This is a genomic window from Nostoc sp. DSM 114160 (genome assembly GCF_053470305.1).
On record NZ_JBPFGO010000004.1, the window covers coordinates 632,792 to 656,059 of the forward strand.

General features: G+C 40.2%; 16 protein-coding genes, 1 tRNA gene and 4 pseudogenes. 16 read left to right on the top strand and 5 right to left on the bottom strand.

Annotated features, from left to right (window positions below; genetic code table 11):
- Positions 1-214 precede the first annotated feature (214 nt).
- The 5 genes and pseudogenes from NSTCB13_RS34615 to NSTCB13_RS34635 form a co-directional block, all read left to right on the top strand.
- The gene (locus NSTCB13_RS34615; protein WP_448275549.1) at positions 215-4,900 is read left to right on the top strand and encodes a GAF domain-containing protein; all 4,686 of its coding nucleotides are present in this window, start codon (positions 215-217) and stop codon (positions 4,898-4,900) included.
- 710 nt (positions 4,901-5,610) lie between these two features.
- A pseudogene (locus tag NSTCB13_RS34620) lies at positions 5,611-6,231 on the top strand (ISAs1 family transposase); the annotation flags it as partial.
- A 61-nt stretch (positions 6,232-6,292) separates the two neighbouring features.
- The gene (locus NSTCB13_RS34625) at positions 6,293-6,793 is read left to right on the top strand and encodes a helix-turn-helix domain-containing protein (protein ID WP_448265554.1); all 501 of its coding nucleotides are present in this window, start codon (positions 6,293-6,295) and stop codon (positions 6,791-6,793) included.
- A 47-nt stretch (positions 6,794-6,840) separates the two neighbouring features.
- Entirely contained in the window at positions 6,841-7,365 is a 525-nt protein-coding gene (locus tag NSTCB13_RS34630; protein ID WP_448270086.1) for an IS630 family transposase, read from the top strand.
- A gap of 7 nt (positions 7,366-7,372) precedes the next feature.
- Positions 7,373-7,885: pseudogene (locus NSTCB13_RS34635) on the top strand (ISAs1 family transposase); the annotation flags it as partial.
- Positions 7,886-8,244: 359 nt separating this feature from the next.
- Here NSTCB13_RS34635 and NSTCB13_RS34640 read toward each other — a convergent pair.
- Both NSTCB13_RS34640 and NSTCB13_RS34645 read right to left on the bottom strand, forming a co-directional pair.
- Entirely contained in the window at positions 8,245-9,915 is a 1,671-nt protein-coding gene (locus NSTCB13_RS34640; RefSeq protein WP_448275550.1) for an alpha-amylase family protein, read from the bottom strand.
- 516 nt (positions 9,916-10,431) lie between these two features.
- A complete protein-coding gene (locus tag NSTCB13_RS34645) occupies positions 10,432-10,572 on the bottom strand; it encodes a hypothetical protein (RefSeq protein WP_334718840.1) in 141 nt (46 codons plus the stop codon).
- Between the two features lie 101 nt (positions 10,573-10,673).
- Here NSTCB13_RS34645 and NSTCB13_RS34650 point away from each other — a divergent pair, with 101 nt between their 5' ends.
- Complete coding sequence (locus NSTCB13_RS34650; protein ID WP_012407952.1) at positions 10,674-10,874, top strand: hypothetical protein; 201 nt, start codon at positions 10,674-10,676, stop codon at positions 10,872-10,874.
- A 155-nt stretch (positions 10,875-11,029) separates the two neighbouring features.
- On the opposite strand, the gene NSTCB13_RS34655 is transcribed toward NSTCB13_RS34650, so the two are convergent.
- The gene (locus NSTCB13_RS34655) at positions 11,030-11,227 is read right to left on the bottom strand and encodes a hypothetical protein (RefSeq protein WP_448273232.1); all 198 of its coding nucleotides are present in this window, start codon (positions 11,225-11,227) and stop codon (positions 11,030-11,032) included.
- Here NSTCB13_RS34655 and NSTCB13_RS34660 point away from each other — a divergent pair.
- The 6 genes and pseudogenes from NSTCB13_RS34660 to NSTCB13_RS34685 all read left to right on the top strand — a co-directional run bounded on the left by NSTCB13_RS34660 (position 11,198) and on the right by NSTCB13_RS34685 (position 16,597).
- The gene (locus tag NSTCB13_RS34660) at positions 11,198-12,211 is read left to right on the top strand and encodes an IS701 family transposase (protein ID WP_448271396.1); all 1,014 of its coding nucleotides are present in this window, start codon (positions 11,198-11,200) and stop codon (positions 12,209-12,211) included. The genes NSTCB13_RS34655 and NSTCB13_RS34660 overlap by 30 nt on opposite strands.
- A 390-nt stretch (positions 12,212-12,601) precedes the next feature.
- On the top strand, positions 12,602-13,330 hold the full coding sequence (locus NSTCB13_RS34665; protein ID WP_448275553.1) for a hypothetical protein: 729 nt from the start codon (positions 12,602-12,604) through the stop codon (positions 13,328-13,330).
- 32 nt (positions 13,331-13,362) lie between these two features.
- Positions 13,363-13,431, top strand: a tRNA-Ser gene (locus NSTCB13_RS34670).
- A gap of 113 nt (positions 13,432-13,544) precedes the next feature.
- Positions 13,545-13,724 carry a hypothetical protein gene (locus tag NSTCB13_RS34675; protein ID WP_448275555.1) on the top strand — a complete coding sequence of 60 codons (180 nt, stop codon included), beginning with the start codon at positions 13,545-13,547 and terminating at the stop codon, positions 13,722-13,724.
- Between the two features lie 270 nt (positions 13,725-13,994).
- Positions 13,995-15,429, top strand: a pseudogene (locus NSTCB13_RS34680) (vWA domain-containing protein).
- 208 nt (positions 15,430-15,637) lie between these two features.
- Positions 15,638-16,597, top strand: coding sequence for a hypothetical protein (locus NSTCB13_RS34685; RefSeq protein ID WP_448275557.1), 960 nt, complete (start codon positions 15,638-15,640; stop codon positions 16,595-16,597).
- A 391-nt stretch (positions 16,598-16,988) separates the two neighbouring features.
- Here the strand turns inward: NSTCB13_RS34685 and NSTCB13_RS34690 are convergent, their stop codons facing one another.
- Positions 16,989-17,369 carry a hypothetical protein gene (locus tag NSTCB13_RS34690; RefSeq protein ID WP_334899003.1) on the bottom strand — a complete coding sequence of 127 codons (381 nt, stop codon included), beginning with the start codon at positions 17,367-17,369 and terminating at the stop codon, positions 16,989-16,991.
- 99 nt (positions 17,370-17,468) lie between these two features.
- Here NSTCB13_RS34690 and NSTCB13_RS34695 point away from each other — a divergent pair.
- Both NSTCB13_RS34695 and NSTCB13_RS34700 read left to right on the top strand, forming a co-directional pair.
- Positions 17,469-18,303: pseudogene (locus NSTCB13_RS34695) on the top strand (hypothetical protein).
- Positions 18,304-18,333: 30 nt separating this feature from the next.
- The gene (locus NSTCB13_RS34700; protein WP_448275559.1) at positions 18,334-18,972 is read left to right on the top strand and encodes a HesA/MoeB/ThiF family protein; all 639 of its coding nucleotides are present in this window, start codon (positions 18,334-18,336) and stop codon (positions 18,970-18,972) included.
- 274 nt (positions 18,973-19,246) lie between these two features.
- Here NSTCB13_RS34700 and NSTCB13_RS34705 read toward each other — a convergent pair whose 3' ends face one another.
- Complete coding sequence (locus NSTCB13_RS34705; protein WP_448275561.1) at positions 19,247-20,749, bottom strand: acyl--CoA ligase; 1,503 nt, start codon at positions 20,747-20,749, stop codon at positions 19,247-19,249.
- Positions 20,750-21,093: 344 nt separating this feature from the next.
- Between NSTCB13_RS34705 and NSTCB13_RS34710 the strand changes: the two genes are divergently transcribed.
- On the top strand, positions 21,094-22,161 hold the full coding sequence (locus tag NSTCB13_RS34710) for a glycosyltransferase family 4 protein (protein WP_448275562.1): 1,068 nt from the start codon (positions 21,094-21,096) through the stop codon (positions 22,159-22,161).
- 222 nt (positions 22,162-22,383) lie between these two features.
- Positions 22,384-23,154: a WecB/TagA/CpsF family glycosyltransferase gene (locus NSTCB13_RS34715; protein WP_448275564.1), complete on the top strand. Its 771-nt coding sequence runs from the start codon at positions 22,384-22,386 to the stop codon at positions 23,152-23,154.
- The last annotated feature ends 114 nt before the right edge of the window (positions 23,155-23,268 follow it).

The window sequence follows — 23,268 nt, forward strand, 5'->3', positions numbered from 1 at the left end:
TTAAGTAAACTATTGTCATTAATTAAAGGTAAGTTTATTGACCAAATTCGGCATGGGGCATTGGGCGTTAGGAGTGCTGAGTTAAGAGTTAAGAGTTAGGAGTTTTGTTTACCCCCTTGTCCCCTTGTCTCCCTATCTCCCTCATCTTCCCTATCTCCCCCTGCTCCCTCACTCCCTCACTCCCCACTCCCCAGAATGTAGATAAGACTCAAGGATGAAAGCACCATTACCTGATAACGAAGCCCAGAGAATCGATGCAGTTTTGCAGTATAAGATTCTCGATACGCCATCGGAAGCCACCTTTGACGATCTGACTCGTTTAGCCTCGTATATTTGTCAGACTCCTATTGCCTTAATTAGCTTAATTGATACAAATCGCCAATGGTTCAAGTCAAAAGTCGGTTTGGATGCCCCAGAAACGCACCGAGATTTCGCATTCTGTGCCCATGCCATTCTCCAGTCTGATGTTTTGGTAGTGCCTGATGCAAAAGATGACGAACGGTTTGCAACAAATCCACTGGTGACATCTGACCCAAATATTCGGTTTTATGCTGGTGTACCTTTAACTAACGCTGAAGGATACGCCCTCGGAACGCTGTGTGTAATTGACTACGTACCACGAGAACTTAATCCAAAACAAATAGAGGCATTACAAACTTTAGCTCGTCAAGTCATAAAGCAACTGGAATTGCGCCGAAATTTAGCAAGTTTGGTACTTGCTTCCAAGAAAAGCAACCAGGTACAGAGGGTACGCAAGCAATTTTTCAAAAAGATTGCAGCAAGTTTTGGTTTGTCGTCAATAATTTTAGTTCTGATTGGGGTGGTTTCCGATCAAAATACAAGAGTATTTAGTAATTTTAATCGCAGTCTAGTAACAAATACTTATAAAAAACTTAACAGCCAAGAGGAAATACTGTCCCAGGTAAAGGATGCTGAAATTGGGCAACGTAGTTACATCTTCACTGGAGACAAACTTTATCTAAAATCGTATCAAACAGCACTTAGTAACGTCGATCGAGAAATTGCCAAGCTGAAGAAGTTAACAGCAGCTCAACCGAATCAACAAAAGCAGATGGCAACGCTTGAATTTCTGATAACGGCTAAACTTACTGAACTAAAACAGACTATCGATTTGCGCCAGAATAAGGGATTAGAGGCAGCGTTGCAAGTACTGCCCAGAAACGATCGACAAAATCTCATGGATGATATCCGCAAAGCGATCGATGAGATAGAAAACGAGGACAGGGGACGAATTCGACAGCAGTCACAAGCAGCAAAGATTTGGACTCGGAACACAATTCTCACATTGGCGATCGCTATTTGCCTAAGTTTTATCGTTCTTGCTGTAGTCTACTACTCGATCTATCGTGAGGTTCTTGAACGGAAGAGGACAGAAGAAACCTTAAATCAAGAACGCAACTTTATCTCAGCAGTCCTTGATACGGTCGGTGCGTTGGTAATAGTTCTCGATTCTCAAGGGCAAATCGTTCGTTTCAATCAAGCCTGCGAGCAAATAACTGGTTACTCTTTTGATGAGGTGAGGGGTAGGTATAGCTGGAACTTGTTTCAACCTTCTGAAGAGGTGGAGCCAGTTAAAGCAGTTTTTGACCAGTTACGATCTGGTCAACTTTCCCATAATTATGAAAACTATTGGGTAATGAAAGATGGTAGTCGGCGGTTGATTGCCTGGTCAAATACCATCTTAAAAGACTATCAGGGCTGTGTTGAATACATTGTTGGCACTGGCATTGACATTACCGATGCTAAACGAACACAACAGCATCTAACTGCACAATATGCTGCAACCCGCGTTTTAGCAGAGTCCGCCACAATTAGCGAAGCTACTCGCCAAATATTGCAAGGAATTTGTGAGAGTTTGGTATGGGATTTGGGTGAAATTTGGATGATAGATGAGCAAGCAAATGTGCTGCGCTTTCTCGATATCTGGCATAAAGCATCCCTTGAGATGCAAGAGTTTGAAATATTGAAGCGGCAAACCACCTTTGTACCCGGAATTGGACTACCTGGACGGGTTTGGGCTAGTTCTGAATCGGTTTGGATCGCTGATATCGCTAAAGATATTAATTTGCCTAACTTCAAAATAGCTGCTCAAGTAGGACTACATGCAGCTTTTGGTTTTCCGATCCGCAGTGGTAATAAAATCCTCGGTGTGATTACCTGCTTTAATCGTGAAATCCAGCCCCTTGACGAAGATTTAGTAAAAACGATGAATTCTATCGGCGAGCAAGTAGGGCAATTTATCCAGCGTAAACAGGCTGAAGAAGAAATACAACGCCAAAATTTGCGATCGCAACTATTTACCGAAATCACCCTGAAGATTCGTCAATCTTTGGACATCGAAGAAATTCTCCAAATCACTGTCGAAGAGGTACAAAAGATTCTCCAGACTGACCGAGTTTTAATCTATCAGCTGATGCCAGAAACTACTGCAAACACCGTTGTTGAAGCAGTAGTTTCTGGCTTACCAGCAATCAAAGAGCAAAATAACGCCGCCCCCTACTTTGAAGCAGAATATCTCCAACAGTACTATCTACAGCAGTATCGTCAAGGCAAGGTTTTCGGACTGGATAACTTGGATCTTTTAGAAGTTGAACAAAGCCATCTGGAATTAATGCAACAGTTTGGGGTCAAAGTCAATTTGGTTGTACCTATTCTTGTTAAAGAAGAACTTAGCGGTTTGTTCATAGTTCATCAGTGTGACGATTCCCACCACTGGTCTAGCTTTGAAACCGATCTTTTGCGGCAAATAGCCGACCAAGTAGGTATTGCTTTGACCCAAGCCCAACTATTAGCAGCCGAAACTCGTCAGCGACAAGAACTTGAAATTGCCCGTCGCCAAGCCGAATTAGCTTCTCAGACGAAAAGTGCCTTTTTGGCAAATATCAGTCATGAAATTCGCACTCCGATGAACGCTGTATTGGGGATGACTAGTTTGGTGTTAGATACTCCTTTAGACGAAGAACAGCGAGATTTTATTGAAATAATTCGCAGTAGTGGAGACGCTCTTTTAAGTTTGATCAACGAGATTTTGGATCTTTCCAAACTTGAGGCTGGAGAGATGGCTCTCGAAACTCTCGATTTTGACCTATCCACTTGTGTAGAAGACGTGGTGGAATTATTGGCTCCTTCAGCCCATAACAAGGGATTAGAAATTGCTGCAATAATCGATCGCAACGTCCCCACTCAACTCAAGGGAGATACTGGTAGGCTGCGGCAAATTTTGATGAACTTAATCAGCAACGCCATCAAATTTACCAGCGCTGGCGAAATATTAGTACAAGCCGAATTGCGTTCGCTTTCTTTGACTACAGCCACCATCCATTTTGCGATTACAGATACAGGTCTTGGCATTAGCCCTGAAGACCAACGCAAACTCTTTACACCATTTACCCAAGTGGATGCTTCGACCACTCGCAAGTATGGTGGTACCGGTTTGGGATTAGCTATCTGTAAACAACTTGTAACTTTGATGGGAGGAGCGATTGGGGTAGAAAGCCAGATGGACAAAGGATCTAAGTTTTGGTTTGAGTTACTTTTTACCAAACAAGTTGAGCCTGTTGAGCCAAAATGCGATCGCGAACTTTTGCAAAATCGCCGCTTATTGGTAGTGGATAACCACACTACTAATTATAAAATTATCTGCCATCAAGCTACTCATTGGGGGATGGAGGTAGATCGAGCTGACAGTATTGCTGCGGGCGTTAAAGTTATTCAGCAAGCTAGCGAGCAGGGGAAATCATATCATGTTGCCTTGATTGATATGCAAATAGCCCAAACAAATGGCATGACAATAAAAGAACAAATTCCAGCCAATTCTGCAATTGCTAAGATCCCTTTGATTATACTCGCCTCTACTAATCAACGGGATGAAGTACAACAGGCGCTCAAAATCAAATTTGCTACTTATTTATTCAAACCCATTAAGCCATCACGACTCCTTGATACCATCATAAATATTTTAGAAACTCAGCCGGAATCAGAACAAGGGTGTAGAAACAGAAAGCTAGAGGCTACAGAAGAAATTACCAGTACAGAAACTTCAAGTATTCTTACTTCCTGTCCTCCTAATCCTTCTACTAAATCCAAGTTAAGAATTCTCTTAGCTGAAGATAATTTGGTGAATCAAAAAGTAGCACTAAAGCAACTCCAGAGTTTGGGCTACAAAGCCGATGTCGTTGCTAATGGAAAGGAAGTTTTGCAGCTCTTAGAAAAAATTCCTTACGATTTGATTTTAATGGATTGCCAAATGCCAATTCTCGACGGTTTGGAAACCACAAAAGAAATTCATCGTTGGCAAGAGGATGCTTTTGCATTGGGTCATCGTCCCGTAGTGATTGCGATGACAGCTAATGTGATGAAAGAAGACGAAGAAACTTGTCTAAATGCCGGAATGGACGACTATTTGAGTAAGCCAGTATTTAAAGAAAAATTGGCACAGACTCTAGAATATTGGACAGGTGCGATCGTTTCCCAGCAAGAGGCAGGTGTGTATGAACAGACAGTTTCCACGGACTTAGCAATTGATTGGGAACACTTGCATCAGATATCAGGAAACGATCGAGAATTTGAATTAAATTTATTGCAAATATGCGTTGAAGATATTAAACCCCGTTTAGAGATAATTAAAGCAGCGATCGCAGCTGATGACTTTGAGCAAATAGCACGAGAAACTCATCACCTTAAAGGTGCTAGTGTCAACATTGGAGCCACAGCTATGTACTTAGCAACTGACAAACTAGAACAACTAGCTAGCGATCGAGACCTTAAAGGTACTACTAATTTAATTTTAGAATTAGAAGAATTTGTCAACTGCATTCAATACTTTTTAATTAAAAACAAAGCCGTCAAGGAGGCAGAAGGCAGGATAGCGCAGCGTTAGCGAGTCCGCGAGCGTCGGCAGGGAGCAGGTGGTCACTAAGCGACTTACCTTGATGCCACTATGCCTAAGCGATGAATAATCTTGTACTTTGATTTGCGATCTGAAATACTCATACTTCAAAAATACAACACGAAAGCGATCGCACCTGCGAAATGTGGATAGTATTACAATACGGTTCGGTTAAAGGGGAAGGTGGGGCCCCCTCTAGGGATAAGGGGCAAGCAGGGTGGTTTCATACAAAAAAAGAAAAATACATAAGTCTTGATTTCTCATGTACAACCATAGATTTTGACCCCTCTCCAAACCTCTCCCCGAAGCGGAGAGAGGCTTTGAAACTCAGTTTTATTTTTTCTCTGCTTGTATGAAACCACCCTGCTCTAGGGATAAGGGGCAAGGGGAAAGGGAAAAGGTATTGGTTTTGAATACATCCTTTACCCAATACCTCCAAACCCATTCCCCAGACCACACTCGATTATGAAAAATGCTTATCCGAACCGTATTGGGTAGTATTACATCTATCTTTTTGCGATAGTTCCGCCGGTGCTTTTAATGCCAGCTTTGATGCTAATATCTAGGGCTAGGGTCAGGGCAAACGCATCTAAATATAGTACATATATACTAAAAAGAGCGATCGCGTCTGACAAGGGGTTAAGCAATCAGGTTTTGATGGTAAAGTCATTGTAAAAGTAGCAATATTGCCCCAGAAAGGCATGAGACTCAAGCCTAAAATTACAATTGCTGACCACTTTGCTGTGATGTCAGATCCACGAATAGATCGCACAAAGCGACACAATTTAATTGATATTTTGACTATCGCCATTTGTGCAGTAATCTGTGGAGCAGATAGCTGGGTAGCAATTGAACTGTATGGCTGTGCAAAGTCTGAATGGTTGAAAACGTTTTTAGAGCTACCAAATGGCATTCCTTCACACGATACTTTTGCAAGAGTATTTGCTCTGCTTGATCCGCAGCAATTCCAAGAATGTTTTTTAAATTGGATGAAATCGATACAAAAAATAACTGTTGGAGAGGTAGTTGCAATTGATGGAAAAACTTTATGTGGTTCTTATGATAAGAGTAGCAATAAAAGTGCTATACAGATGGTGAGTGCATGGGCAACTTCAAATAAATTAGTTTTAGGACAAGTAAAGGTAGATTCTGAATCGAATGAGATCGCGGCAATTCCCGAATTATTAAAGGTATTAGAACTATCAGGATGTATCGTAACAATTGATGCAATCGGTTGCCAGAAAGAAATTGTGAAGTTGATTACAGAGCAATCAGCAGATTATGTAATTACCTTAAAAAAGAATCAAGGTAATCTTTATGAGTCATACCAATTCACTAAAAGTGTGATACAGATAAAATAGGAATAAATATGAACGGGTGAAAATGGCTGGAATCACCAAAGTTGAAATCAAAGAATCAGTCCAAGAGTTGCATGAACTGCTCTTAAACCAGAAAACAGCATCAAGCCGCGAACGAATTCAAGCTTTGTATTTGCTGAAAATGGGCCAGGTGAGAACGGTACAGGATGCAGCTGTAGTTGTGGGCAGAGAAAGGGTGACGGTGCAAAGATGGCTCTCAATTTATACAAAGTCAGGAATAAATGGTCTGTTGTCAGTAAACAAGAGTACAGGGCGACCGCCAATTATTAATGGTTTGGCTAAAGAACAACTTTTAAAAGAACTTGAACAGCCAGAAGGATTTAAAAGTTATGAGGAAATCCGAACATGGTTGAAAGCGGTGGAAGGAGTAGAAGCGTCATACAAAGTAGTACACGATACAGTACGTTATCGAATGAAAGCGAAGTTAAAAGTACCAAGAGCAGTAGGGATAAAACACAATGAAGAAGCAGAATTAGAATTTAAAAAAAACTGCCACAATACCTAGAAGTCATTAGAAAACACGCTATAGAGCCAAAAGATAAACACAAAAGAATTAGATATTGGTGTGGTGATGAAAGCCGTGTAGGATTAAAAACAGAATTGGGGAGGCTGATTACGCTTTGTGGCATAAAACCTATCGGCATAATGCAATGGAAGAGAGAAAACTTCTATTTATACGGGTTAGTAGAACCCTTAACTGGCGAGTATTATATTTGGGAATTCTCTCATCTCAACACAGCTTGTTTTAACATTTTTTTAGAACAGTTTGCTGCTACATATTCGCAAGATATACATATTATTCAATTAGATAACGGTGCTTTTCATTTAAGCCAGACTCTTAAAATTCCCGAAAATATTATTTTCTTATTTCAACCTCCACATACTCCCCAAGTCAATCCAATTGAACGTTTATGGGAAGAAGTCAAAAGAAATCTAAGTTGGGAATGCTTTGCTAGTTTGGACGAGTTAAGAACAGTTATCTGGCAACGTCTTGAGGAATTAAACACATCAATTGTTGCTTCTATTACAGGTTGGGGTTTTATTCTGGATGCTTTATTTGTATCAGGCTTTTCGTGAATTGGTATCAGTTGAAGAACTATTTAAAACAGGGATAAGTACGGGTTTTGAAGGGATTAAATATAGCACATATAAGACAGAAGAGACAGGGCATGGTCGTCATGAAATCCGCAATTACGTCATGTTATCTGGAATTGGGCCTCTGCTTAACCCAGATTCAGTTTGGTCAAACTTTAATAGTGTTGGCATGGTAGAATCTGTCCGCTTATTAGATGGTAAAACAACAGTTGAAACTCGTTATTTCATTAGCAGCCTTGAAGATAATGCTGAACAGTTTGGTAATTCTATTCGTAGTCATTGGAGAGTTGAGAATTCATTACATTGGCTATTGGATGTTGCCTTAAGAGAAGATGACTGTCGGATTAGAAAAGATAATGCTCCACAGAATTTTGCAATTCTCAGACATATTGCAGTCAATCTTTTAACTCAAGAGAAGCGTGTTAAACGTGGAATTAAAAATAAACAGTTCCTCGCGGTCATGGATAACAACTATTTACTAAGAATTTTAGCATTAGCTTAAAATAGTATATTAAAATTTGAGTTGAATATTTCAGATAAAAGATTTATTTTCTAGATAAATACATTCTTATGTACACCATAATTTAATTATTTTATTATTCATGAATAGTCATTTAGATGAAGATAACCTAATTCATATTTTGAGAATATATTTGATTTAGTTTACTTATCGTTCCATCAATTTTTGCAATTATCTATATTATTTTGCAATCTTTCTTCGTTTTTATTAGTAAATAAGATGCGTTCGCCCTGGGGCTAGGGTTGCTGTTCTTGCCGGACAGAATGGGCATTTGAATTGATATTATTTGAGCCACACCTATTTTATGTCCTAATCTATCTGGCGATCGCTATAACCCCTATTTAAAGGCGTTCCCTACCAACACGCACCCAACGGTAGCCGTAGCCTTCAAGTTGTATGCCGCTTTCTGGATGTTTGATCGGCTCATAGGGTTTATCTCCAAGCAAATCAATCCAATGGGATTCGCGATCGCCGCTAAACTTGAGAGTTACTGTACAACCATCTTTTGCCAGATTATGAAGGGCTACAACCCTTCCATCGCGCCACTGATAGTGTAAAGCTAACACTCCTGAGTTATCTGTCTCAATCAGTTCCCAACTTCCCCAACCGAACTCTGGACATTCTTTAAGCATCCGAATTGCTCGTTCCATCCAGTTTAAAAGTGAGTTGGAATCTCTTCTTTGAGCAATGACATTCAGGTGTGGGTAGCCATATTCCCCTTCTTCGATCACCGGGAGAATAAGTCGATCGCTAGGAGCGGTCGAGAACCCTCCATTAGACTCGGCTGACCATTGCATTGGGGTGCGGTTGGCGTCGCGTTGTTCCAACGATAAGTCGTCTCCCATGCCAATTTCTTCACCCGCCTTTAGGACTGGTGTTCCTGGCATAGTAAACATCAGGCTGTAAGCCAAACGAATCCGATGCTCGTCTCCTTGAACCAAAGGTGGAAAGCGACGCCGAATACCGCGATCGTAAATCCACACCTGCTCTTTATTCTGATGAAATTTGGTCAATATTTCTTCTTGTTCCGATTTAGAGAGCTTGTCTAAGGACAATTCATCATGATTGCGGATAAAATGCGCCCACTGACAAATGTCTGGAATCTTTGGCGGTGCTTTCAATCCTTCTATAAGAGGAGCCGCTGCTTCGCGAGCCAAGGCAAGCATGAGATACTGATTAACGATAAAGCTAAACAACATCTGCAACTTATCGCCATCGTCGAAATATTTCGGTACATCCTCCATTGAGACATTTGCTTCTGCCAGAACGATCGCATCTCCTCGCCGCCAGGAAAGAAAGTTCCGCATCTGTTGCAGATAACGGTAAGGGTCTTTAATATCTGCCTGTTTTTCAATACCCTTTAGCTCAATTAAAAACGGAGCCGCATCAACTCTAAAGCCAGAAATCCCCAGTTGCAGCCAAAATCCCATGATTTTGTCGAATTCTTCGCGGACTTGAGGATTGCCAATATTCAAATCTGCTTGATACTCAAAGAAGCGGTGAAAGTAATAGGCTCCAGCTTCCTCATTATATGTCCAAGTACTCTGTTGATAGCCAGGGAAAATAATTCCTGACTCAGCATCAGCCGGTTTTTCCTCTGACCAAATATAATAATTCCGGTATTTAGAATGCGGATCTTTGCAAGCAGCTTTAAACCAAGGATGGTCAGTCGAGGTGTGATTAATTACTAAGTCAACAATAACGCGCATCCCGCGATCGTTTGCCTGACGGAGAAATTCTACAAAGTCTCCTAATGTTCCCAAACGCGGATCTACACTGTAATAATCCGTAACATCATAGCCGTTATCTCGGTTTGGTGTGGGATAAAATGGCATCAGCCAAATACAGTTAATGCCTAAGCCTGCAATATAATCTAGGCGATCGATCAGTCCCTCAAAGTCTCCGATGCCATCGCCGTTACCATCCATAAACGTTTCAACATCAATGCAATAGATGACAGCACTTTTATACCAGAGGTTTAGCATAATACTTACAGCGATCGTTTTCGCCATCGTATCTTTTTTTGGTTTTTCTTAAATATCTGTCGATAGAGTTAGATTTGCTGGCGTTGCTGAATCAAAAGATAATTTTTGTGGGGGAGCCAGTGCGTTGCGGTGAATCCAGCGTTGTAGGCGGGTTTCCCGCCATAGGCCACTGGTGTTAGTGTAGCGTTACGACGTTCGCGTAGCGTCTCGCAGAGAAGGAGCTTCACCTGAAGGGAGATTCCCGACGCTTAAGTACTCGCTCTATGCGTACTCTTACAGAGAAGCAAGCTACGCATAGCGTCTCCAAGAGTTGCCATGCCGCAGGCTTTACGCTGCGCTATCCGTTGTAGTTGTAACAAGTGAAATCCTACTACACCACTGCTCAATGGCTTTACAGCCTGCAATTTTTATTTTTTTCATGGCCTTCAGCTTAACAGATCCATCCCGACACTTGACATTATGTAAATTGTGTATTACATTTGTAGTATAGAAGAAAAGCCTCCTCAAAAGCATTGCAATAATGCTTTCCTTGGGTCTGTAGCTCTAACGGTAGAGTTCCCAGATGTCACTTGTGCCCTGACAGAAAAAGCTTACATACTTGCTCAATGGTAGAGCGATCGTCTCTAAAACGATAAGTTGCAGGTTCAATTCCTGCGGTGTAACCACAGCTTTTTCAACTCGCATGAGGTGTGAGTGTAACTCTCACAGGGAGGGTATCGGTTCAATCCCGATCAGATCCACTAATACGAATTCGTAATTCGTAATTAAAACAAGAGGTGATTGTAATGGTTCATATTCGATTTGAAGGACGTTCTGTTGATGTGCCAAAAACCCAATTGGGAATTGCAGCAGGGATGAATGATGTGGCGGTGAAAGAGCGGGTTGCTCGGCATTTAGATGTAAATAGCGATCGCCTTTCTGCTTACGTAATCGATCGCCGTCCTAGTGGCGATTTGATCGTCCGTCCTGAAGCTGTCTATGGTTAAATTTTCGAGTCATTCGTGCCCTAACAGAAGAAGCATACATACACATTCATAACGGCCCTAAGGTAGTAAAGTTCGAGCGATCGAATAAGCGAAGCATGATTTCTAAGTCTCTCGCAGATTTAGCGTGCGTGCCCACTGCCAATATTTGGCAGGACTTACGCAACTGGCACAGAGCGATCGCCGCTAGCTAGTACATGAGTATTATTTGAATTTAATTCCGAAAGCCTTGTATTCGTAATAGAGGCAGGTGTATTGGAGGCAAAGCATGAAAGATTCATGAGAAAATAGGTAGAGGTTGTATTAGATAAATGTTGCTTACGGTAATGAAATTTACTAAGCTTGATTACTGCCAATACTTATTAAGTAGTCAGATTAATTATACAATGACTAATTTGGCAGAGCATTTAGAAAGTATTAGCCATGATGCAATTAACTATTATTTAAACAGAGAAAAATTAACACCTCGGTTATTATGGGATAACGTGAAAGAGGTAATTGAACCTGATGCTAATGGTTACATAATATTTGATGATAGCGTTTTAGATAAAAGGTATTCTAAAGAAATAGAAACAGTCAGAAAACAATATAGTGGTAATGAACATGGTGTCCTCAAAGGTATTGGTGTAGTTAGCTGTGTGTATGTCAACCCTACTCTTCAAAAATTTTGGGTAATCGATTACCGCATTTTTAATCCTGATGTCGATGGTAAAACCAAGATAGACCATGTGAAAGACATGCTGCAAAACCTTGTATATCATAAGCTTTTACCATTCGATACTGTTTTGATGGACACATGGTATGCCGTACATAGTTTAATGCTTTATATTGATGCAATCGAGAAAATATATTATTGCCCTTTAAAAAATAATCGGTTAGTTGATGATACATTTGGACAAGACAAATATAAACGTATTGAATTATTAGAATGGAGTCCTGAAGAACTAGACTGTGGTAAGATAATTAAAATTAAAGGGTTCCCAGCTAAGAAAAAAGTGAAACTATTCCGGGTTACTGTTTCTACCAACAGAACGGATTATATCGCCACTAACGATTTATCTCAAAGCTCCACGGATGTTGTACAAGAGGTGTGTAAAATTCGTTGGAAAATCGAGGAGTTTCACCGAGAGATTAAACAACTAACAGGCATTGAATCTTGTCAATGTCGTAAAGCTAGGCTTCAAAGAAATCATATTGCTTGTGCAATGTTGGTTTGGATTAGATTAAAGAATTTAGCCTATCAAACTGGTCAAACTATTTATCAAATCAAGCATAATTTGCTTTCTAATTATTTAATTCAGCAACTAAAACGCCCAAGTATTCTTATGTGCTTGGTTTGAGTTGAATTGTCGCTGGCTAGGGCTGCACCTTACCCCCTTTTTGTGCCAGTTGCGTAAGTCCTGTTTGGTAAGAGCGACCGTAGCTGTAAAAAGCTTCTTGAACTTGCACGGAATGATTTAAGACTTAATTCCGCGCCCTAACTTGTGAAGTCTACACACACTCCGGCAACGGAATGCAGGTTCAACTCCTGTCGCTCCCTTTGATGGGAGCGTAGCCAAACTGGTAAAGGCAATTGTGAAAACTGCTTTGCTAACTTGTGCGGAATTCCAATTATTTAAATTGTATTTATCTATAATCTTTACTCAATACGGAGGTGAGTTCAATGATGTTAGCTAACTCATGTTTAATAACAACTCAATTAGTACAACTGCATTTAAACAACGTGAGATATGAGCGAACATCGTTTGAGCGAAATTGTAATTGAGCGTCCTCGCGGTGGAAGGAGAATTAGCCTCAAAAAGGTGACTGGCTTTAAGAAGCAATTATACAAAATCACCCAGGATGCAATTCAGGATGGATTGTTGAATCCCTACCTGATTAAACCAATAAATAAATCTAAGTATCTTTCAGACCATCTCGGCCCTCTGCGTCGGTTTTTGCGATCGCAAGTCGGACAGCCTTGGAATGAGGTTTATAGCCAACTGTGTCAACGATTAGATCCCAACACAATAGCAGGACAGCATGTTATCGATCATGTGTGGGACTACGTTGAACGGCATGTGGAAATAATTGATGATGGTTTCTATAGCAAGCCTTACCAAGGGTATCGAAATCAGCTAAATGCAAGCCATCGCGATCGCTTCTATATCCATCCTGAAACCGGAATTCTTTGTGCCGCCGAGAAAATACCTCGAAAGCAAAAGCAAAAGCAAAAGCAAGAACAAACTGATATTGTCATCATTGATAATTATCATCAATACCAAAAGCTAAACGAGATTTGGTATTTAATTACCTTTGAAAATTTGCCATCGCCACCCATTCATTATGTGAAGGATGCTGTCAAAGGTACAATTCATCATTCTGTGGCATATACAGGTCGAATGATTTACGCTGTTAGTAAAAAGCAGTGTAACAAGAAAGAAATTCGATTTATTTTAAATCAACTTTCTAAAATCTAAATTTTTCGCTTCGTGCCCTAACTGAAAAAGCTTACATACTAGCCGAATGGTAAGGCACTTGATTGGAGATCGAGCAATTACGGGTTCAAATCCCGTGTGTGAATCAACAGCTTTTTCGACTTGCACGAAGCGACTTTATTTTATTTAAATATGGAGGTGAGAACGATGAAAAAGATTAATTCTTTCAACATCGAGCCTGAAGATTTCGACAATTTTGACGATTTCTGCTTTTGAACCATCGAGCAAACGTCGTCGTGGCTACCCATCTGAAAAAGCTGTTAAACGTGGCAATCGCCTTGTTCATGGCGACAAGGAACTAGAAGAAAAGCTTGGTAACAATGACCTTTGTCTTTGTGGTTCTGGTCGCTGCTTTCAAAAAGTGCTGTCGCAATAGCGGCAGATATGATGGCAGCTTACGCAGCTACTACTTTTAGGGAGTAGCACCAACGATTTCAACACTTTACATCAAAACTGGCAGTTGTTGCCGCGCCCCGATCGCAGAAGCTTACATAATTTTGAAAAAGTTATACTCAATGCTTCTACAACTTGCGCGGTAATATCGCCCCGCGTGCAACATCTGCCTCCTTAGATTTTAGATTTTGGATTTTCGATTGCAATCCAAAATCGTAAATCTAAAATCCAAAATTCTTCAAGGAGGTTGATAATGAATACCGCAGAACGTGACTTGCGTTTGGAAATGCTCAATAGTTTGCTGACAACTCCTCACCGCAAGCTTGAGCAAGTCGCAGAAATTCATCAGTTGATTGTTGAACTCGATCCCATCTTCTACGGACATCTGGCAGTTTGGTATCAGCGTCATGGTGATGTCCGCGATCACAAAGAGGTGTTTATTGCTCATTTGTTAACTAGCAATTTGATTGAACACCGAGATGCTGGATTTATGATGCTGCAAGAGTTTCCACCCTATCAGGTAGCTCGTGTGGTGGACTTCATGAAGGAGAAGCAGAATAAACTGCCTCGTTCGGCTCGGACTGCGGTACGGCGTTACTTGAAGACACGGGAAAACAATCCGGCTCTGTTCGATCGCGCTGCGCTCAGAGGTCGTAAAGCAATGAAGCACTTATATGCTTCACTGCACATCAAGCCAAATGAACGGGCAAATGCAATTCTATTTGGCGATACTCCTCCAGAGGGTTCTTTAGCAAATGTGCTGAAGCAGCTTGCTAAGGCAGAAAATGCCGCAGAACAGGCACGGCTGATTGTGGAGTTCAAAATTCCATATACGATCGCAATTGGTACAATCAACCAACTTACACCAGTTGTGCTGGTGGCGTTAATCAACAGCATGACTCCCCAAGAAGCTATCAATAACCTCAAGTCTCTCCAGAATAGAGGTGCAATGGATTATCCACAAGTGAAGAAGCTGATTGATTCCAAGCTGGAAGAAGCTTCTAAGAGTGGGCGTGTTTCAGCATTCAAAGCACAGATTGCCACGGGACGCAGCAGATTTTGACGCAGACACCGTTGCCCAACTGGAAAAGGTAACAAACGAACAAGTAAAGCGGCGTGGTGCGATCGCTCGTCCAACTGCTTTATTGGTGGACAAGTCTGGTTCAATGGAAAATGCGATCGCGACGGGTTTGCAACTCGCTGCCCTCATCTCTGGTATCACAAAAGCAGAATTGTTTGTTTACGCCTTTGACACCATTCCTTACGCTGTTACGGCAAAGGGCAAGGAGTTGAGCGACTGGGAACGCGCCTTCCAGCACATCAAAGCAGGCGGTGGTACTAGCATCGGCTGTGCATTGGAAGCCATGCGGAAGAAGAAGCAGGTAGTTGACCAGATTATTCTAGTAACGGATGAGGGCGAAAATGCGGCTCCTTACTTCGGTGAAGTTTACAAGAACTACTGCCGGGAGTTAGCGATAATGCCCAATGTGGTGATTGTCCGTGTGGGTACTCATTACAACTGGGTGGAGAGTCAGTTAAAGCAGCAGCAAGCACCAGTAGATACGTTCACTTTCGCGGGTGACTACTACAGTTTGCCGAACATCGTCCCACTGCTAACGCGCCCCTCTCGTCTGGATTTACTGATGGAGATTCTGGATATGCCGTTGCCTGTAAGAGAGGATAAGTAAGTTGCAAAGTATGGCAATGTTTATTAATACAAATAGTAAGCCTTGCCTATTTTGGATATTTTAAATTACTTTAATTAAGTTGAAATATAAATTAATTTTTCAACAAATATATTTGTTGTTGACAATAATTTGTCCCCGCACGTATCCTGGGATTTCAGATAAAATACTCTCAAAGTATAAAACAATTAAAATTAGGCTTAGAAAAACTATGTTAGAAAATACTAGCTTTGCTTTTGTAGCTAACCTAGTTAATGTAAATTGTGACCTGCCTTTCAAAGTTATTGAAGATTGCTACTTCCAAAAAGCTAATCCTATTCAAATTGAGCAAATTAAAGAATATTTTCGATATTCAGGTTATTTTCCAATGTTTTCCAGCTTTAATTCATCTCCTTATCAATTTGAATATATTGAAGCCATAAATACACTCAATCATAAGAGTTTTCAAAGTCAGCCGCTTGAACCACAAAATTGGAAATATTATGTAATAAACTTTTATGGGAATAATTCTAAAATTCATGATTTAAGTTTGGCAGCTAATTTAATAGAAGTCGAATTAGAATTTGGCTTACAATTTCTCTACCATGAAGGAGTAAAAAATTTTGGAATCCAGAAAAACCCTACACATATTTTTAATTATTTTCATGAAATGGATAGTGACTTGCCTTCAATTGAATCTATTGATGGTGTAACTCTGCAAGATATAGGCTCAGTATATCAAACTTATCAGCAGTTAGATGAAATGAAGTATCCAGACATCAAAAAAGCTATTAAGATGCTAGAAGAACTCAAGCATATTCCTCATAATTCTAAATTCAAGATTCTTGGGCTATTTACTATTATTGAATTTTTGATTACACATAAACCAATTGATAAAGAGGATTCAATTACACGACAAGTTATAAATAAAATTAATTTATTATCAAAGCGTTTTAGTAATAAACTCGACTACTCTCAGTTTTTTGGAAATACACCGGAAAGTACCGTTTGGAAAAAACTTTACGCTTATAGAAGTAATATAGCACACGGTGGGCAACCAGATTTTGCAAAAGAACTATTAGTTTTAAAAGATGATTGTACTGCCAAAAAATTTTTAAAGTTAGTTGTAAAAATGCTTTTGCGACACTCTCTAATTGAACCTCAACTATACACAGATTTGAAAGAATGCTAAATAAATCTTGTTGGTAGATCAAACTTTAACCTAGCTTGCTGAGAAGGATTATAACTCAATTTACTTTATGGCAATGACAACCGCAATCGCTTTTTCATTTATTTTGTAGTATATTGTATTATATTAATATCCTGCGTGCCCCAACTCTTGGAGCCTACATACTAGTACGAGAGGAACGGTACACTGTCAAATACAGTGGGCGTGTGTGAACGGGGAGTACGAAGAACCTGGGAGGTAGGCTTAAAAGTAGCCATCCTTAAAAGAGTGTGTAACAACTCACCAGCGGAGTCCCTCTAGTAACTGAGAACACGCAATGCTCCACCAACTTGCACGCAGGAATTTTACTACTTTCTAAGTAGGAGGCTATTGATTAACAAAATTAAAATTAACTTCAAGTTTTTGACTTTAATACTTCTATAGCTTTAAATCCTCCTATAGTCTGACCTAAAAATATCATGGGAACAATCAAGCCAAACGGTTTACCAGTTTGAATCATATTAAAAATGCCTGTTAACACATTTAGCGACATCAATCCTACTGCAATACCTAGTGCAATTTTTGATTTACGTTGTACAAAAAAACCTAGAACTAAATAGAGTAAACCAATAAATAAAGAACAAAAAACCAATATTAGATAATCGGGCAATCGACTACCAGCAACAAAGAATATTATGCTTAGAAAAATACTCAAAACTCCAATTGCGTAAACTGCACGGTAAGCAGATGCTAACTTTTTTCGGGACTCTGATATTTGTTGTATTTGGGTAGTCATTATTTTTCTATTTTTTGGGTTTACTGTTTAAAACTATGTTTTTTTATATACTTTGATTTAAGGAATATCTTGAGTAATTATGCGTAAATAGAGATAATGATGACTGACATCCGTAAGCTAATCAACCAAATTGCGATCGCACAAGCACAGTTATATACCACCCAATTCCTCGCCCCCTGCGTCAAGGGTGGACGAGTTCGCACACGGGTAGCCGGGATGATCTACACCTTCAGTCCCCCCCAAGCCTAGTAAATTTCAAGGTTGGGGCATCTTTCAGGCTGTGGATGAAAAAACAGCAACGGTTGTAGAAGAAGCAGACTTACCCCAAATTGCCGAATACCTGCAACACTTTCCCCAAATACGGCTGCGGTTAGCACATCAACTGCAAAAACAAACTTGGTTAGCATACCCCGTGAATGAAGTAGATATGCGTCAACGGTTGAAGGTAGTTAAGCCGATCGCAGTCCACTTAGTTACCGAGGGCGTTACCTTTGAGCAAATCATTGCCCGCTGGAATGGACATTCATGCTGGTTCGAGGAAGTCGATCGCCGTACCGATCCGGTAATTGTTGAAACTCTGCAATCTGCCGTCAAGCAACTCATTCCGGCTGAGGAATTACAGTTTAAAGGTATTACTCCAGAAATCCGCACAGTGTATGAATTAGCAACGCGGCGGATTGAAGGATTTACTCAACCCCAACAGGATGAAAAGCGATTGAGAAAGGCTTTGCAAATGGGTGGCGGTACTTTAAATCAATTCCACGATCGCAGCGACTACTGGACAGTCGATTGGACAACTGCTGATGGTGTTCGCCATAGTAGTGCGATCGCAAAAACTGATTTGACTGTTGTTAGTTCTGGTATTTGCCTAAGTGGACGCGATCGCGATTTTGATTTGCAATCCTTAGTGGCTGTCATAGAACAACAAGAGTAGTTAATTACGAATTACGAATTACGAATTATTATGAGTGTCTTTTTTCACGAACAGCTTTACCGCACTAATGCTGTGATGACAAAACTAAAAAACTATCCTGTAACAATTTGTGGCGCGGGAGCATTAGGAGCTAACATTGCAGAAAACTTAGCTCGGTCTGGTTTTGATAAACTTACAGTCATAGATCGCGATCGCATTGAGGAGCGTAATCTTTCGACTCAGCCTTACTACCGTTCTGATGTGGGAGCGTTCAAGGCGAAAATCTTGGTGAACAATTTATATCGAGCAATTGGTACTAAAGTTGATGCCAAAACAAAGGAGTTGACACCAGCAAATACAAATCAATTACTTCAAGACAGCCAGCTAATTATCGATGTCTTTGACAATAGCGTGGCACGTCAAGCAGTGAAAGATTATGCTGACCAATTAAGCATACCTTGTCTTCATGCTGGACTATCGACTGATTACGCAGAGGTGATTTGGAATGACGTTTATCGCGTTCCTTCCGAGGTTAATGATGATGTCTGTGATTATCCGTTGGCACGAAACTTGGTGATGTTAACCGTTGCTGTGGCGTGTGAAGCGATCGTTTCATTCATTGCCACAGCAGAACAGCGTAACTTCAGTATCACTCAGAAGGATCTGACTGTTCAACCTCTGTTTTTGTAGATTGCATAGACGTTTGTGATTTTAACGCAACTCTTGGAGACGCTGCGCGAACGTTGATGGTTGAAAATTCGGTTTCAGGTGGAGAGGGGTATTAGTGAAGTAGAATAATACCAATTTGAAAAAAGAATGGGACAAATAAACCATTTGTAGAGACGCGATTCATCGCGTCTTTACCCAAAGATGTGTCGCAAAATTGAATTGGTATAAGTAGCGATCGCTCTCAAACTCTTTCCCACTGCTAACACCGCGCTGTTTCTACCATTCCGTTATCTCCCTACTCCCCTACATTCAGCAATTTCGCCATCGTTAACCGTTGCAGTTTACCGGTAGCACCACGAGGTAGTCGATCTAAAATGTGAATTTGCTTGGGAACTTTGAAGTCTGCCAGCATAGTTGCACAGTGAGCTAAAAGTTCTTTTTCGCTAGCTTCTGCTTTCAGAACCACAGCCGCGTGGATATCTTCTCCTAAAGATTTGTGGGGGACGGCAAAAGCTAAGGCTTCGGCGACGGCAGGATGGCGTAGCAAGACATCATCCACTTCTAAAGGAGAAATTTTTTCCCCACCCCGATTAATCAATTCTTTAATCCGTCCAGTCAAGCGGAGGTAGCCGTCTGCATCCACAGTACCTTGATCCCCTGTACGGAACCAACTATTCACAAAAGCAGTGGCGTTAGCTTCTGGATTGTTTTCGTAGCCATCTATAACATTGGGTGCTTTGATCGCCACTTCCCCCAAGCTTCCTTTAGATAAAAGGTTGCCTTCAGAGTCCATAATACCCACTTCTACACCGAAGCCATAACCGACAGTACCTGGTTTCCTGACTTTTGGCGGTAGGGGATTGGTAGTCATTAAGTGAGATGCTTCAGTCATGCTGTAAGATTCCACCACAGGAGCATTCAGAGTTGCCTCTAGCTGTTCAATGATAATCGGCGGCAAAGAAGCGCTACTAGAGCGAATGAAACGAAAACGGTTAGCTTTGACAATTTCTGTATTACGGCTAGCGCGCGCCAAAATTGTCTGGTGCATGGTTGGCGCTGCGGAGTACCAAGTGGGTTTGTAGGTATCTACCAACTTCCAAAACTCCAAGGCATTAAAACCATTGGGACAAACTAATGTACCACCCGAAGCCAGAGTTGCCAGCAAACAGCCCACCAATCCGTGAACATGGAACAAGGGCATTAGACAAAGTGTAGTATCAGCTGCTGTGAGTGAGTAAGCACTAATCAGGTTGCCGGCTGAAGCGATTAAGTTGCGATGACGAATCGGCACACGCTTGGGACGACTGGTAGTGCCGCTAGTGTGGAGAATCATCGCTATATCATCAGCGTTGGGGGCTGTGGGATTCGCGGATTCTCCTGGTTCTGAACCTGTTTTGACTAATTCAAAGCTTAATGTGCCGTCAGTGTTTACCTTGGCATTAATCAGCGCCATATCGGGTGTGACACTAGCAATGGCTGCTTCTGTCCCCTCAGACAACGTAATCAGTGCTTTTGCTTGGGTATCTTGGTAGTAAAAGGCAAATTCTTCTTGTTTGTATTTGGGATTTAAGGGTGCAGCAGTGCCACATAAAGCAGCAGCCAAAAAGGTAATCGCCATTGGTGAACCGTTAGTCATGGCAATGGCAATGCGTTCTCCCCGTTTCAATCCAAAGCTGTTGAGTTGAGATACCAGTGCAATAACATTCTCGCGTAATTGCTTATAAGTTAGCGATCGCCCATCAGGCGTAACTAGGGCTGGATGATTGTCTTCCCCTACTAAAAGCTCAAATAAATTCATTGGTTTTTCCGACCTGTAAATATATGATTTAGCTTAAACAAAAAATTGTTACTTAGCTTTTAGTTATGAGAGAGTGCTAGAATGCTGTTATTAACAACAATGTTTTAAATACCTTCATAACAATTTCTCTGACAGAATTTTGTTATGGAGATCATCCTGTAAAATCATAAAAGTGTACATTAAATAAATTTAAGGATCTGCGCTCAAGCAGATAAAGTTATTAGCATTAATTCTCAAGATGCCTTGGGAGTATTCCTTTGGATATAACTAGAAGAAATTTGTTCAATAGTTTATATAAATAGCCGTGTACTCAATTTCCAAAACATATTAATTTAATAGCAATTATGAGTTTCATAAAAATTACTATGTTGGGCGAAAGCTTAGAGCGCCAAGGCGGAATAGTTTCAGTGGAAAAGCTGATTCTTGAAGAAACTACCTCTGATATTCAAATTGAACACATTACGACTTTACCAAATGGTTCTACTGTCTATAAAGTGTTAGTTTTTTTGCAGGCAATAGGTGAGTTATTTTGGAACTTATTAAACCAAAGAACTGACCTAATTCACATCCATGTTTCAGATAGAGGTAGCGCTTTTCGTCATTCAATTACTACTCTTATTGGTTGGCTATTTCAAAAACCAGTAATTATTCATACTCATAGTGCTGATTTTCATTTGTTTTACTCTAAACTACCCCAATGGCTTAAGCAGTGGCTAAGTTGGTCGTTTTGTAAATGTACGCGTTTCATTGTTTTATCAGATAGCTGGAAAAAATTCTATATTGAGAATCTTGGCTTGAAATCTGAGCAAGTTATTGTTCTGCCTAACCCAGTAAAAATTCCCGCACAAATTCCACAGCGAATAGATTCCAAACAGATATTTTTCTTATTTTTAGGGCGCATTGGTGAGCGCAAAGGCACTTTTGATTTAATTAAAGCATTTGCTGCTATGCCTGTTGCTCAACAAAGCCAAGCCAAGTTAGTTATAGCGGGGGATGGAGATGTAGAAAAAGCTCGTAGTTTGCTCCCAACTTTAAATATTACTGACTATATCACTATTCTTGATTGGGTAGATCGAGAAAAACGTGACGATCTTTTCACTCAAGCTGATGTCTTTGTGTTACCTTCCTACAACGAAGGTCTGCCTATGGCACTATTAGAAGCAATGAGTTGGGGTTTGGCAGTTATCACTACCGCAGTAGGAGGAATACCCGAAATAGTTACTCAAAATCAGAATGGTTTATTAGTTAATCCGGGGGATATTCAACAATTGTCAGAGGCAATGCAATCTTTAATTGCAGACGAAAATCTGAGAATATCTTTGGGAAATAATGCACGAGCTAGAGTTAAACACTTGGACATTAACAAATATCTTACGTCTTTAAGAGGTATTTATACAGCAGTTATCAATTGATAACCATCTTGATGAAAGTAGGTTTAAGTTACATAGCCTATGTATTAAACACCAAATTCCAAAACGACGTAATATATTCTGTATGCAAGGAGAATCGGTGTTACCAAGGTAGGAATTTAATTTAAATTAGGAAAATTTAAGGTAGCGATAAAGGTATTATTATTTTGTTGTTCTGATTCTTCCAAACTTGGTATACTGGCTAATAAGTGAGAGAGTGCAGAAATGAAAACTTTTCCGGAAGTTAAATTGTTTGATACAAGATTTCATAAAGTTCAAGTACAAGAATTAGTTGATTATTTAATAGAAGCAGCAAAAAATCAAAAAAAGACAGTTGTAGGACATGTGAATATCAGAGCAATGAATTTTGCTTATGAAAAGTCTTGGTATCGAGATTTTTTGAATAAGGCTGATTTAGTATTTTGTGACGGATTTGGTGTAATGGTAGGAGCTAGATTTAATGGTTATTCAATGCAATCTGCACATCGAATGACAGCACCAGATTACATCGAAGATTTAGCATTAAAGTGCGAACAAGAAAACCTTTCTTTATTTTTGTTAGCTGGAAAACCTGGCGTAGTAGATAAGGCAATTACTAAGTTAGGATCGATTGCGCCTAATTTACGCATACAGGGACATCATGGTTATTTTGATAAATCAGGAAAAGAGAATGATTTGGTAATAGAAAAAATTAATAAATTTCAACCAGATATTTTATATATTGGTTTTGGTATGCCATTACAGGAACGCTGGATTTTAGATAACTTCAATAAAATTGAAACTACTGTATTTTTACCTTTAGGTGCTTGTCTAGATTTTTATACTAACTCTATATATCGCGGGCCGCGTTGGTTGACTGATAATGGTCTGGAGTGGTTAACACGCTTAATTACTGAACCTACTCGTCTAGCAGACCGTTATATTTTAGGTATTCCATTATTTTTTTATCGTGTAGTTAAACAGCGAATCGCTCAAGGAATGATAACAAATCGCTAAATAAATTTTTTCTAAATTTCGCATTTGTTATAACCATGACTGCCCAAAAGAGGCAAATTGTTTCCCCTACCTCTGCTGCCAAGACTAGAATTAGAATTGATGTGACATTCTTCT

What these genes read in the sequence shown, in the direction of transcription:
- NSTCB13_RS34615 (WP_448275549.1), top strand. Translation starts at nt 215, where the DNA reads ATGAAAGCACCATTACCTGATAACGAAGCCCAGAGAATCGATGCAGTT.
- NSTCB13_RS34625 (WP_448265554.1), top strand. Translation starts at nt 6,293, where the DNA reads ATGGCTGGAATCACCAAAGTTGAAATCAAAGAATCAGTCCAAGAGTTG.
- NSTCB13_RS34640 (WP_448275550.1), bottom strand. Translation starts at nt 9,915, where the DNA reads ATGGCGAAAACGATCGCTGTAAGTATTATGCTAAACCTCTGGTATAAA.
- NSTCB13_RS34645 (WP_334718840.1), bottom strand. Translation starts at nt 10,572, where the DNA reads ATGCGAGTTGAAAAAGCTGTGGTTACACCGCAGGAATTGAACCTGCAA.
- NSTCB13_RS34650 (WP_012407952.1), top strand. Translation starts at nt 10,674, where the DNA reads ATGGTTCATATTCGATTTGAAGGACGTTCTGTTGATGTGCCAAAAACC.
- NSTCB13_RS34660 (WP_448271396.1), top strand. Translation starts at nt 11,198, where the DNA reads ATGAAATTTACTAAGCTTGATTACTGCCAATACTTATTAAGTAGTCAG.
- NSTCB13_RS34665 (WP_448275553.1), top strand. Translation starts at nt 12,602, where the DNA reads ATGAGCGAACATCGTTTGAGCGAAATTGTAATTGAGCGTCCTCGCGGT.
- NSTCB13_RS34685 (WP_448275557.1), top strand. Translation starts at nt 15,638, where the DNA reads ATGTTAGAAAATACTAGCTTTGCTTTTGTAGCTAACCTAGTTAATGTA.
- NSTCB13_RS34690 (WP_334899003.1), bottom strand. Translation starts at nt 17,369, where the DNA reads ATGACTACCCAAATACAACAAATATCAGAGTCCCGAAAAAAGTTAGCA.
- NSTCB13_RS34700 (WP_448275559.1), top strand. Translation starts at nt 18,334, where the DNA reads ATGAGTGTCTTTTTTCACGAACAGCTTTACCGCACTAATGCTGTGATG.
- NSTCB13_RS34705 (WP_448275561.1), bottom strand. Translation starts at nt 20,749, where the DNA reads ATGAATTTATTTGAGCTTTTAGTAGGGGAAGACAATCATCCAGCCCTA.
- NSTCB13_RS34710 (WP_448275562.1), top strand. Translation starts at nt 21,094, where the DNA reads ATGAGTTTCATAAAAATTACTATGTTGGGCGAAAGCTTAGAGCGCCAA.
- NSTCB13_RS34715 (WP_448275564.1), top strand. Translation starts at nt 22,384, where the DNA reads ATGAAAACTTTTCCGGAAGTTAAATTGTTTGATACAAGATTTCATAAA.